The 12,854-nt window shown below is 45.3% G+C and carries 12 protein-coding genes; 11 read left to right on the top strand and 1 reads right to left on the bottom strand.

Annotated features, from left to right (window positions below):
• Nucleotides 1-16: 16 nt before the first annotated feature.
• Complete coding sequence (gene map, locus V1358_RS04740) at nt 17-805, bottom strand: type I methionyl aminopeptidase (RefSeq protein ID WP_347390830.1); 789 nt, start codon at nt 803-805, stop codon at nt 17-19.
• A 289-nt stretch (nt 806-1,094) separates the two neighbouring features.
• Between map and rpsB the strand changes: the two genes are divergently transcribed.
• The 11 genes from rpsB (at nt 1,095) to lpxD (ending at nt 12,850) form a co-directional block, all read left to right on the top strand.
• On the top strand, nt 1,095-1,823 hold the full coding sequence (gene rpsB, locus V1358_RS04735) for a 30S ribosomal protein S2 (protein ID WP_347390829.1): 729 nt from the start codon (nt 1,095-1,097) through the stop codon (nt 1,821-1,823).
• 112 nt (nt 1,824-1,935) lie between these two features.
• Nucleotides 1,936-2,787: a translation elongation factor Ts gene (gene tsf / locus V1358_RS04730; RefSeq protein ID WP_347392773.1), complete on the top strand. Its 852-nt coding sequence runs from the start codon at nt 1,936-1,938 to the stop codon at nt 2,785-2,787.
• Between the two features lie 215 nt (nt 2,788-3,002).
• Nucleotides 3,003-3,749 carry a UMP kinase gene (gene pyrH / locus V1358_RS04725; protein ID WP_347392772.1) on the top strand — a complete coding sequence of 249 codons (747 nt, stop codon included), beginning with the start codon at nt 3,003-3,005 and terminating at the stop codon, nt 3,747-3,749.
• Nucleotides 3,750-3,762: 13 nt separating this feature from the next.
• Nucleotides 3,763-4,320 (top strand): ribosome recycling factor, encoded by a 558-nt coding sequence (gene frr, locus V1358_RS04720; RefSeq protein ID WP_347390826.1) that lies wholly within the window; start codon nt 3,763-3,765, stop codon nt 4,318-4,320.
• Between the two features lie 100 nt (nt 4,321-4,420).
• Nucleotides 4,421-5,188 (top strand): polyprenyl diphosphate synthase, encoded by a 768-nt coding sequence (gene uppS / locus V1358_RS04715; protein ID WP_440589867.1) that lies wholly within the window; start codon nt 4,421-4,423, stop codon nt 5,186-5,188.
• A gap of 16 nt (nt 5,189-5,204) precedes the next feature.
• Nucleotides 5,205-6,074: a phosphatidate cytidylyltransferase gene (locus V1358_RS04710; RefSeq protein WP_347392770.1), complete on the top strand. Its 870-nt coding sequence runs from the start codon at nt 5,205-5,207 to the stop codon at nt 6,072-6,074.
• Nucleotides 6,071-7,270, top strand: a complete 1,200-nt coding sequence (ispC, locus tag V1358_RS04705; RefSeq protein WP_347392769.1) for a 1-deoxy-D-xylulose-5-phosphate reductoisomerase — start codon at nt 6,071-6,073, stop codon at nt 7,268-7,270. Before V1358_RS04710 ends, ispC begins: the two co-directional genes overlap by 4 nt.
• A complete protein-coding gene (rseP, locus tag V1358_RS04700) occupies nt 7,270-8,622 on the top strand; it encodes a sigma E protease regulator RseP (RefSeq protein WP_347392768.1) in 1,353 nt (450 codons plus the stop codon). Before ispC ends, rseP begins: the two co-directional genes overlap by 1 nt.
• A 202-nt stretch (nt 8,623-8,824) precedes the next feature.
• Nucleotides 8,825-11,296, top strand: coding sequence for an outer membrane protein assembly factor BamA (gene bamA / locus V1358_RS04695; RefSeq protein ID WP_347392767.1), 2,472 nt, complete (start codon nt 8,825-8,827; stop codon nt 11,294-11,296).
• A 10-nt stretch (nt 11,297-11,306) separates the two neighbouring features.
• Nucleotides 11,307-11,825 (top strand): OmpH/Skp family outer membrane protein, encoded by a 519-nt coding sequence (locus V1358_RS04690; RefSeq protein WP_347390820.1) that lies wholly within the window; start codon nt 11,307-11,309, stop codon nt 11,823-11,825.
• Between the two features lie 2 nt (nt 11,826-11,827).
• Nucleotides 11,828-12,850, top strand: a complete 1,023-nt coding sequence (gene lpxD / locus V1358_RS04685) for a UDP-3-O-(3-hydroxymyristoyl)glucosamine N-acyltransferase (RefSeq protein WP_347392766.1) — start codon at nt 11,828-11,830, stop codon at nt 12,848-12,850.
• Nucleotides 12,851-12,854: the final 4 nt, after the last annotated feature.

The raw sequence follows: 12,854 nt of genomic DNA, 5'->3' as shown, positions 1-12,854 counted from the left end.
AGTTATCCTTAATTGATTAGTTATGCTCGATAATACGCGGTAAATCTTCGTCGCTGCGTAGCGTTAATACTTCAACGCCATTATCGGTCACAAGCAAGGTGTGTTCCCACTGCGCTGATAAACTGCGATCTTTGGTTACTACTGTCCACTCATCTTTGAGCAATTTGCATTGGCGCTTGCCCGCGTTGACCATAGGTTCAATAGTTAAACACATGCCTGCTTGTAGAGTTTCACCTGTGCCAGGACGTCCATAGTGCATGACTTGTGGCTCTTCGTGGAATTCTTTACCTATACCGTGGCCACAGTATTCACGTACGATTGAGTAACTAAAGCCTTCTGCGTATTTCTGAATGGCTGCACCAATATCGCCCAAACGTGCGCCTGGTTTCACCATTTTGATCGCCAGATACAGGCTTTCCTGCGTTACATCAACCAAACGCTTACCTTGAATAGTTGGTTGACCGACATGAAACATCTTTGATGTGTCACCGTGATAACCGTCTTTGATAACCGTCACATCAATATTTATGATGTCGCCATCTTTAAGTTCTTTGTCGTTGGGGATACCGTGACAAATCACGTGGTTTACTGACGTACAAATAGACTTAGGAAAGCCGTGATAGTTAAGCGGAGCTGGAATAGCATTTTGCTCATTGACGATATAATCGTGACAAATAGTGTTGAGCTCGTCAGTGGTCACCCCAGGCTTAACATGTGGACCGATCATTTCCAGTACCTCGGCTGCCAAGCGGCCAGCTACGCGCATTTTTTCGATTTCTTCTGGGGTTTTGATCACTGCAGTCATTGATGCTCCAATTCGATTCTTTTGGTGTATTTTGCGAACAAATAGTGCGCAAAAGATTGAGTCTTAGTCGCTAATATGGTATAAAGCGCGCCGTCTTTTTACAAATAAAATCATTTCACTTTCTCTCATGTAAGCGACTTGGTTTATCTGTAACGAAGACATAACCATTTAATATTAACACACACACATATCGACACATACACTTGGGTGCATGAAAGAAGTTAATTCTAACGTGTTGGTGCTATGGGATATGTGGAGGCTTAACCCAAACCATTTAGAGGAAAATACAATGGCAAACGTTTCAATGCGCGATATGCTTCAGGCGGGTGTACACTTCGGTCACCAGGCTCGTTACTGGAACCCTAAGATGAAGCCGTTCATCTTCGGTGCTCGCAACCGTGTACATATCATCAACCTTGAGCAAACTGTACCAATGTTCAACGATGCACTTGGCTTCATCAAGAACGCTGCATCAAACAAAGGTAAAGTACTTTTCGTTGGTACTAAGCGCGCTGCAAGCGAAGCAGTAAAAGAAGCGGCAGTGAAGTGTGACCAGTACTACGTAAACCACCGTTGGTTAGGTGGTATGCTTACTAACTGGAAAACTGTTCGCCAGTCAATCAAGCGTCTTAAAGATCTTGAAACTCAAAGCCAAGACGGTACGTTTGAGAAACTAACTAAGAAAGAAGCGTTAATGCTTACTCGTGAAATGGCTAAGCTTGAAAAGAGCCTTGGCGGTATCAAAGATATGGGCGGTCTTCCAGACGTTCTATTCGTAATCGATGCTGATCACGAGCACATTGCAATTAAAGAAGCGAACAACCTGGGCATTCCAGTAGTATCTATCGTTGATACTAACTCTAACCCAGACGGCGTTGACTTCATCGTTCCTGGTAACGATGACGCGATCCGTGCTATCCAGCTTTACACTAACGCAGTTGCTGCTGCTGTTACTGAAGGTCGTGAAAGCAACATCGCTGTTCAAGCTGAAAAAGACGATTTCGTTGCAGCTGAGTAATAGCTAATCGCTTTGTCATCAAGTCTTCATCTTAATCTGATGAAGACTTGATATTCTTATTTAAAAGTGACTTTGTGTCACTTGCTCTAAACATTGATTTGAGGAAACTCCCATGGCTGTAACTGCTGCCCTAGTTAAAGAATTACGCGAGCGCACTGGCGCTGGCATGATGGATTGTAAAAAAGCACTAACTGAAACTAACGGTGACATCGATCTAGCGATCGAAAACATGCGTAAGAGTGGTGCTGCTAAAGCTGCTAAAAAAGCGGGTAACATCGCTGCTGAAGGTACAATCCTTATCAAAGAAGGCAACGGCTTCGCTGCGCTTCTTGAAGTTAACTGTCAAACTGACTTCGTTGCAAAAGATGCAAACTTCCTAGGTTTCGCTAACCAGGTTCTTGACGCTGCTGCTGAAACTAAAGCAGACATCGACACGCTTAAAGCGCAATTCGAAGAAACTCGTGTTGCTCTAGTTGCTAAAATCGGTGAAAACATGAACATCCGTCGCGTTGAGTACATCGATGGCGACAAGCTTGCTTCTTACCGTCACGGCGACCGTATCGGTGTTGTAGTAGTTGGTGAAGCTGACGAAGAGACACTTAAGCACGTTGCAATGCACGTTGCTGCGTCTAAGCCTGAGTTCGTAAACCCAGAAGACGTACCAGCTGACGTTGTTGAGAAAGAAAAAGCAGTTCAAGTAGAAATCGCTATGAACGAAGGCAAGCCTGCAGAAATCGCTGAAAAGATGGTTGTTGGCCGCATGAAGAAGTTCACTGGTGAAATCTCACTTACTGGTCAAGCTTTCATCATGGAACCTAAGCAAACTGTTGGCGAAATGCTTAAAGAGCGTGGCGCGTCAGTTTCTGGTTTCATTCGCCTAGAAGTAGGTGAAGGTATCGAGAAGAAAGAAGAAGACTTCGCTGCTGAAGTAGCTGCGCAAATCGCTGCTGCTAAAGGCGAGTAATTACTCGATAGGTTGAAATGCACCCATGCTGTGGCGAAAGATGGAACAGAGTGTCATGCTAAGTCAAATGGCTGAGCAACTCGTTAGCCAAAGTGAGCAAAAGCCATGATTTGCTTTTGCGTCGCCCAGCAAAATTAATTAGAATAACCGCGCTCTTATGTACCCACATAGGCGCGGTTATTTTTTATCTTCAATTCGTTATTGGCCGGGAAAATATGAATATTAGTCGCAAACCTATTTTTAGACGTGTTCTACTTAAACTAAGTGGTGAAGCTTTAATGGGAGACGAGGGCTTCGGCATCGATCCTAAAGTACTCGATCGCATGGCTCAGGAAATCAAAGAGCTGGTAGAACTCGACGTAGAAGTGGGTTTAGTTATCGGTGGCGGTAACTTCTTGCGCGGTGGTTCGCTTGCAGAAGCAGGTATGAACCGCGTAGTAGGCGACCACATGGGTATGCTAGCAACTGTGATGAATGGTCTGGCAATGCGTGATGCATTGCACCGTGCGTTCGTAAATGCTCGTTTGATGTCGGCAATTCCATTAAATGGTGTGTGTGATGCATACAATTGGGCTGAAGCGATCAGTTTGTTGAAGTCGGGCCGTGTAGTGATTTTCGCTGCGGGCACAGGCAACCCATTCTTTACAACAGACTCTGCTGCGTGTTTACGTGGTATCGAGATTGAAGCTGACACTGTTATCAAAGCAACAAAAGTAGACGGCGTGTTTAGCGACGACCCTGTAAAGAACCCAGATGCGACCCTTTTTCGTCATCTTGCCTATAATGAAATAATTGAAAAAGAACTGAAAGTTATGGACCTAGCTGCCTTCACTCTGGCACGCGACCATAAAATGCCAATCAGTGTCTTTAATATGAATAAACCTGGTGCGCTTAAGCGCGTCATCATGGGTGAAGAAGAGGGTACTCTTATTTCTTCAGAACCCTCGAGTGAGACAAAATAAGTAGGATACTAGCGTGATAAACGATATTCAAAAAAGTGCGCAAGAGCGCATGCAAAAAAGTGTAGCAGCACTTGGCAGCCAACTATCTAAAATCCGTACTGGCCGTGCTCACCCAGCATTGCTTGACGGTATTATGGTTTCTTACTACGGTGCGGACACACCGCTTAATCAAGTAGCGAACGTGACGATTGAAGATTCTCGCACGCTTGCTATCAGCGTGTTTGACAAGTCGTTAGCGCAGGCTGTTGAGAAAGCGATCATGACGTCTGACTTAGGTTTGAACCCTGCATCTGCTGGTACTGTCATTCGCGTTCCTCTTCCTCCACTTACAGAAGAGCGTCGTCGTGACCTTATCAAAATCGTGCGTGGCGAAGTTGAAAGCGGCCGTGTTGCGGTACGTAACATTCGTCGTGACGCGAACAGCGATATCAAAGGTCTTTTGAAAGACAAAGAGATCTCTGAAGATGAAGCGCGTCAAAGTGAAGATGCAATTCAAAAGCTTACAGACAAGTACATCAAAGAAATGGATGCTCAATTAAGCGCCAAAGAAGAAGAGTTGATGGAAATCTAATTGGTTAATTTATGGGCGGTTCGCTCATAAATTGGCATTAGGCTTGTAACGCCGTCTAGGGTATACTAGGCGGCGTTTTTTTGTGGATAATTTAAGTTACATGACTTTAGGCGCAGAACAAATTTCTCAACAGTTATTGCCAAAACACGTGGCAATCATCATGGATGGTAATGGTCGATGGGCACAAGCGCAGGGGCACCCGCGCGTGTACGGTCATAAAAAAGGGGTTGAAGCGGTTAAAGATGCAGTTAAGTTTTGTTCCAAGCTTGGCGTACATTCGCTGACCCTATTTGCTTTTAGTAGCGAAAACTGGCGACGTCCGGAAGATGAAGTAACGACGCTCATGGAGTTGTTCTTGATGGTTCTTGGGCGGGAAGTAAAAAAACTGCATAAAAATAACGTCAAACTATCCATCATTGGCGACACAGGTCGCTTTTCACAAAAGCTACAAGAGAAGATTGCTGCAGCTGAAGCGCTAACAAGTGAGAATACCGGTTTACAGCTAAATATTGCTGCAAACTATGGCGGCCGTTGGGATATTGCCCATGCCGCAAAACAGTTAGCCCTTGAGGTATCGGCAGGCGAATTATCAGCGGATGACATTGACGAGCAAACGCTGGCAAAGCATATTAGTCTTAATGGTCAAAGTGAATTAGATTTATTGATCCGTACAGGTGGAGACTTGAGGATCAGTAACTTTTTACTTTGGCAGGCTGCATATGCTGAGCTGTACTTTACGCCTACGCTTTGGCCAGACTTTAACGAGTCGGTTTTTGCAGAGGCTATTGCCTGCTATGTATCGAGAGAACGCCGGTTCGGATGTACTGGTGAACAAATAAAACAATTACTCTCTCCAGCTCAGCCCTAAGTTGAAGGTATAAGACTTGCTAAAACAACGAATTATCACGTCACTCATTTTGGCGCCTTTGGCGTTAGCGTTAGTATTTTTGGCTCCCCTAGATTGGTTTAGCTATTGTGCTGGCGGTATTGTTTTGTTGGGTGCATATGAGTGGTCAGCACTCATGGGGATCAATAACCGTATCAAGCGCCTCGGTTATGTAATTGCTATCGCTGCGTTAGTAGCACTCATGCAATGGCATTGGCCTATTACTGAGTTATGGCAAAGTAACGGCCTGTTGCGCGGTGATATTAATTATGTGTTTACGCTCTCCGTAGCGTGGTGGATAGTAGCGACGATTCTCGTGGTGCGTTATCCGAAGTTCAGTGATGCGTGGTCGCAAGGTCTACTCATGCGTGGTATTTCCGGTGTGTTGACCTTAGCGCCATTGTGGTTGGCCTTGTGTGTGTTACGAAGCGCAAGCTATGAAGAGTCCGCACAGTTTGGTTCTTATCTCATCCTAGCTGTACTGGGTATCGTGTGGTGTGCTGATGTCGGTGCGTATTTCACGGGCAAAAATTTCGGCAAGCACAAACTCATGCCTAAAGTAAGCCCAAATAAAACGATTGAAGGTTTTGTTGGCGGCTTATTGAGTTCTGCCGTTTTTCTTGTGGTTTTTTGCTACTTCAACGGTATCGAAGCATCCATGTGGATATTTTATGCCCTCATGGCGATTGTCGTTGCGGCGTTTTCTGCTGTGGGTGATTTACTTGAAAGTATGTTCAAGCGCCAAGCAGGGATGAAAGACAGTGGTAAATGTTTACCCGGTCATGGCGGTATTTTAGATCGCATTGATAGCTTAACTGCAGCCGCACCTATTTTTGTCGTATTTTATGCGTGGACAATCACCCTATGAGTAAAAAAAGAGTCACTATTTTAGGCTCTACGGGTTCGATAGGTCAGAGCACATTGGATGTGATCGCGCGTAATCATAGTGATTACCAGGTGTTTGCTCTTGTTGCAGGGCGCAACGTTGAGCAAATGGTCAAAGATTGTCAATCCTTCACTCCGATGTTCGCGAGCATGTCATGCCCGCAGGCAAACGCGCAGCTTCAAGACCACCTTAGCGCGCTAAATAGCGCCACACAGGTCATTGATTACAACTCAGAACTAGCACTAGTGTGCCAGCATAAAGACGTTGATGTCGTGATGTCAGCAATTGTCGGCGCCGCTGGATTGTTACCCACTTTGCATGCCATCGAAGCAGGTAAAACCGTATTACTCGCTAACAAAGAATCCTTAGTGATGTCTGGTCAGTTGTTCATGGACAAAGTCCGCGAACATCGCGCTACATTGTTACCTATCGACAGTGAGCACAATGCTATTTTTCAATGCATGCCAGGGGCGATTAAAGAGCAGGGCGAGCAGCAGTTACGCGCTCATGGTGTCTCTAAAATTTTATTAACCGGCTCAGGCGGGCCATTCCGCGAGCGTGCGCTAGACACCTTTGCTGATATAACGGTCGCCGAGGCAGTTGCTCACCCTAATTGGTCAATGGGTCAAAAAATTTCGGTAGACTCAGCGACCATGATGAACAAGGGCTTGGAGTTTATCGAAGCCAAATGGCTCTTTAATGCCGCGGTTGAAGATATTGAAGTAGTTATTCATCCACAGAGCATGATTCACTCCATGGTCCAGTACAGTGATGGTTCGGTATTAGCGCAAATGGGGCAACCGGATATGCGCACGCCGATTGCGCATGCCTTAGCTTACCCCCAGCGCATTGACGCAGGTGTAGCGCCTTTGGATTTTTCGCAAATGAAAGACTTTAGCTTTCATGCTCCTGATTTTAATCGTTATCCCAATTTACGTTTAGCCATTGAGGCCTGTAAACAAGGCCAAGCTGCAACGACGGTTATCAATGCTGCAAATGAAGAGTCTGTAGCCGCGTTTCTAGCAGGGAAAATTCGTTTTACTGATATCTACGCAGTCAACGCACAGGTCCTTGAGAACATGAAATTAGATTATCGCGCAGATTTGGATGGAATTCTTCAGTGCGATGCTGATGCCCGAGTGCAGGCAACAAAGCTAATACAAACAAGGATTAAATGATGTTTGAGTTTTTATGGCACCTTGGTTCGTTTATTCTTGCACTAGGTATTCTTGTCACTATCCATGAATACGGTCACTTTTGGGTTGCACGCAAAGCCGGTGTAAAAGTCCTGCGCTTTTCTATCGGTTTCGGTAAGCCCTTGGTTCGTTGGTACGACAAGCAAGGGACGGAATACGTTCTGGCTATGATCCCGCTGGGCGGTTACGTAAAAATGCTCGATGAGCGCGTAGACGACGTGCCTGAACATGAACGCCATTTATCCTTTAATTCAAAGTCTGTGTATGCACGTATTGCTATCGTCAGTGCAGGCCCTATCGCTAATTTCTTATTTGCTATTTTTGCGCTTACTTTGATGTATGTCATCGGGGTGCAATCGGTGAAGCCTATTATAGGTGAGGTTACCGCTCAGAGCCGTGCTCAGCAATCGGGTCTTCGCAGTGGTGAACAACTCGTGTCTATTGGCTCACAGCAAACTCAAGACTGGCAAGAAGTCACACTGGCATTGATGCAACACCTAGGTGATGATGCCGTTAGCGTTAAAGTAGAAACGCCATCGGGGTCGCAAAATATTAAGTCACTCAATTTGAGTGGTTGGAAACTCGACAAGCGAGATGAATCACCATTGGCTTCTGTCGGCATTGTGCCTTTTAGACCGGACGCAACATTGGCCATTGCTATGGTTGCGCCTGACTCGCCCGCTAAGAAAGCAGGGTTACAAGAAGGCGATGTGATCGTGAGCGTAGATGGTGAGTTGATACAGACATGGTCTTCGCTCGTGCAGGTTATTGAACGTTCCGCACAAAGTACGTTGAACCTGTATGTCATGCGTGGCAAAAGTGGTTTTGATGTACAAGTGACACCTGCGAATAAACCAATTGAAGACGGTTTTTCGCGCGGTTACTTGGGGGTTGTTCCTGTAGTTGAACCTTGGCCCGAAGACAGTATTATTACCCGCAGCTACAACCCTGTTGAAGCTATAGGGTTAGGGGTTACAAAAACATGGCAGATGGTGAGTTTGAGCTTTGAGATGATAGCAAACCTCATCACAGGGCAAGTGTCGATTAAAAACATTAGTGGCCCTGTGGGCATTGCTGTGGGGGCTGGAACTAGTGTAAGTTACGGCTTTGTCGCGTTTTTGAGCTTCTTAGCACTTATTAGTGTGAGCTTGGGTGTGTTCAATCTTTTGCCATTGCCTGTACTCGATGGCGGACATTTAATGTATTACATAATTGAACTTATCCGCAAAAAGCCAGTCTCTGAAAAGACGCAAGAAATTGGTTTTCGTATCGGAGCTACTTTGTTGTTGGCATTAACGGCCTTTGCACTGTTAAACGACATTTCAAGGTTGTAACCAGTTCCAAGTAAACGATTGAGCGTTAAACGAACATAAAATGCGCAGAATGCGCAAATTAACTGCTGTGTAAGCCAAACAGCAATGATAAGATGGCCATCACTCATGTAGTCGGTGGCCCAACTAGAACAGCCGTGCGCAAGTCGAACTCATATAAAGCGGTTGGGTAAAAGACACTGTAGTAAAGGACAAAGATAATAAAATGGCTATAAAAAAACATTTGGCGGTAACTAGTTTATTGGGGGCGAGCTTTGCAGCCCTTGGCCAAGATTCCTTTATCGTAGAAGATTTAAAAGTAGAAGGTCTGCAACGCGTAGCGTTAGGCGCTGCGTTGACGCACATTCCAATTAACGTTGGCGATTCAATTGATACTTACACAGTGTCTAAGACTATCAAGTCGCTGTATAAGTCTGGTCACTTCGATGATATCGAAGCGTATCGCGATGGCGATAAAATCGTTTTCAAGGTAACTGAGCGTCCAACCATCAGCTCTATTGAGTTTGAAGGTAACAAAGACATTAAAGATGAGCAGTTAACCGATAGCCTTAACCAACAAGATATCAGAACGGGTGAGCCACTCGACAGAACGGTACTTGAAAACGTTGAGAAAGGCCTTGTCGAATTCTTCCACAGTATTGGTAAATACAATGCTGACCTCGATATCGAAGTAACGCGTTTGCCTCGTAACCGCGTACGCCTTAAATTTGTATTTGATGAAGGTGATGCTGCTTCGATTCGCCAAATTAACATCGTCGGTAACGAAATTTTCCCAGATGAAGAATTACTAAACCTCGTTGAGTCGCAGCAAGACTTGCCTTGGTGGAAGTTTATGTCCTCTGATCGTTATCAGAAACAAACGATCGAAGGCGATTTAGAGAAAATCACTAGTTACTATCTTGATCGTGGTTACCTTCGATTCAACATTGATTCCACACAAGTATCTGTGAGCCCAGAGCGTGAGTCTGTGTATGTGACAGCTAACGTCACCGAAGGCGAACAGTACATGGTGAAGGGGTTTGACTTCATCGGTGACTTACTCGGTCGAGAAGAGCTGATTAAGAGCGTTGTACCGCTTAAAGCCGGCGAGCTTTACAATGGTTCAGTGGTCACCTCTTCGGAAGAGTTTATTAAAAGCTATCTAGCGCGTTTTGGTTATGCAAACGCCGAAGTGCGAACTATTCCTGAAATCGATGACGAGAGCAAAGAAGTACAATTAACTCTGTCTGTTGATCCAGGCAAGCGTGTTTACGTGCGTCGTATCGATATTTCTGGTAACCAAAACACTGCTGACGAAGTAATTCGTCGTGAAATGACGCAGTTGGAAGGTGCATGGTTATCAAACCAGAACCTTGAGCGTTCAAAGTTGCAGATCCAGCGTCTGCCATACATGGAAAATGTTGAGTTTGAAGTGAACCCAGTTGCCGGTGTTGATGACCAAGTTGATGTTGGCTTCAACGTTAAGGAGCAATCTGCGGGTAGTTTCACAGCCGGTCTTGCCTATGGTTCATACTATGGCTTGCAATTTAATATCGGTGTAAGCGAGCAAAACTTCCTAGGTAGTGGTAACCAAGTGGCGTTCAACATCAATACGTCACGTGGTTCTGAGAGTGTGAGCTTATCTTACACAGACCCTTACTTCACGCCTGATGGTGTGTCACAAGGTTCAAGTATCTTTTACCGTAACTATGACGCTAGTGAATTCAGCCTAATCGACTATAAGTCGAAGAGTTATGGTATCGGTACTAACATTGGTTTTCCTATTAACGCGGTAAACCGACTTAACTTTGGTATCCGCTGGATTGAAGAAGAGCTATCTGATTTAGCTGAGTATGAGCAAACACGTGTATTGCGTGAGACGTTCCTTGACCCAGAAAACCCAGATGCGGGCTTCGACTTCACCAAATATGAGTTGAGCGCTGGGTGGTCACGCGTTACTGTTAACCGTGGTATGTTCCCAACAGCGGGTTCTCGTCAGTCACTTAACTTGCAAGCGACAACGCCAAACTCAGATTTGACTTACTTCAAGTTGAACTATAACTCACGTTTCTACTGGCCAATCAGCAATGACCACCGTTGGGTGTTCTCAACACGTGCTGCATTAGGTTATGGTAATGGTTATGGTGAAACAAACGGGTATGACCAAGTTCTACCTGTACAAGAATTCTTCCGAATTACTGAGCAAGAACTACGTGGCTTCGATAGAAACACCATCTTACCACGTGCTGTAGTACGTTCTCCGCAAAGTATTCCTGGTACAACCTTGCCAGATGGCACGCCAGCGGGCAGTATTGGTGGTGCTGAAGAGTTTGATACGCTGCAATTAGCAGGTCGTATCGGTGGTAATGCGAAAGCTGTGGCTGGTATGGAGTTGATTGTTCCAACACCATTCCTAGATGAAGATAACACCAGCTCGGTTCGTACAAGTTTCTTTGTTGATGCGGCAAACGTTTGGGATACTGAATTCAACGTTGACCGTTATCAAAACTTACAGCCCGATGAGCGCGCGCGCTTGGATGACTACTCAGATCCAAGTCGTTTCAGGGTATCAACTGGTTTATCAATCCAGTGGATCTCGCCTATGGGGCCAATGCTAATTAGTTTCGCGTATCCGTTGAAAGAACAAGAAGAGGACGATACGAAAACAATTAGCTTTAACATTAGTAACACTTTCTAAGGAGTTTTCTGTGAAAAAAGTATTTAAAAACACTGCGATGGTAATGCTTGCTGCATTAACTATGGGTACATCTGTGCAAGCACTTGCTCACAAAGTGGGTATTGTTGATATGCAAACTATCTACTCACAAGTGCCGCAAACAGCAGCGATTGAAAAAACACTTCAAGGTGAATTTGCTGACCGTCGTCAAGAAGTTGAAAAGCTGCAAGGTGATATCCGTTTTGAAATGGAAAAATACCAGCGCGAAGCAACAACGATGAGCGAAGACCAGAAAAAAGCGTTGGGCGAAAAAATCCAAGGCATGCAAAAGCAACTTGCTGAAAAAGGTCGTCCGCTAGAGCAAGAAATCAAGGTTCGTCAAAACCAAGAACTAGCTAAACTACAAGGCACAATCATCGAAGCGATTGAAGCTGTAGCAAAAGAAGGCGACTTTGACGAAGTTAAAATCAAAGATGCAACTATCTACTTTAACCCTAAAAAAGTAACGGACTTGTCTGGTAAAGTGGTAGAGCGCGTAAGTAAGAAGTAAATATGGCGATTAGCTTAGCTGAAATAGCCACACACCTAGGTGCCGAGCTCGTTGGAGACGGCACCTTAGTTGTTTCTGGCATACAAACGTTAGAAAAGGCAAAAAGCGAGCACATTAGCTTTTTGGCTAACAAAAAATATCGTAGTCAGCTTGCAACCACACAAGCGGGTGCGGTGATGCTCAGCGCTGCTGATGCAGAGCATTTCGATGGTAACAAGTTGGTGTGCAAGGACCCATATGTGGCCTATGCAAAGCTAGCGCAATTTATCGATAGCACGCCCGCGTCTGCAAGCGGTATTCATCCAACTGCGGTCATAAGCCCTGATGCGCAAGTAAGTGAATCAGCTAACATTGGTCCTATGGCTGTCATTGAAGCCGGCGCTGTCATTGGTGAGCATGCACAAATTGGTTCGCACTGTTTTATCGGTCAAAATGCGTGCATTGGCGCTTATACCAAGCTTTGGAATAACGTGACTATTTATCACGAAGTAAAGTTAGGTGAACACTGCCTCGTCCAAGCGAGCACAGTCATTGGTGCTGATGGCTTTGGTTATGCAAACGAGCGCGGACAATGGGTGAAGATCCCACAGTTAGGCTCTGTTATAATAGGCGACCACGTGGAAATTGGCGCGAGTACCACTATTGACCGTGGTGCTATCGATGATACGGTTATTCACAGCAACGTGATCATTGATAATCAGTGTCAGATCGCCCACAACGTTGAGATATGTGAAGGTACTGCGATAGCAGGCTGCAGCGTGATAGCTGGCAGCACTAAAATTGGCCGTTATTGCCAAATTGGTGGCCTTAGCGGTATTACCGGACATGTTGAAATTTGTGATCAAGTGGTATTAACAGGCAGAAGTATGGTGACCAGCGGTATTAGCGAGCCGGGCATCTACTCGTCGGGTTTACCCCATGTGACTAATAAGGAATGGCGCCGCACGATTGCGCATTTGCGTAATATTGGCGACATGAATAAGCGTATCAAGGCCCTAGAGGCTGAGCTTAAATCACAAGAATAACTTT

Origin of the sequence: Pseudoalteromonas pernae (assembly GCF_039831865.1) — a bacterium.
Taxonomy (GTDB): Bacteria; Pseudomonadota; Gammaproteobacteria; order Enterobacterales; family Alteromonadaceae; genus Pseudoalteromonas; species Pseudoalteromonas pernae.
This window is presented reverse-complemented; position numbering and strand designations above follow the sequence as displayed.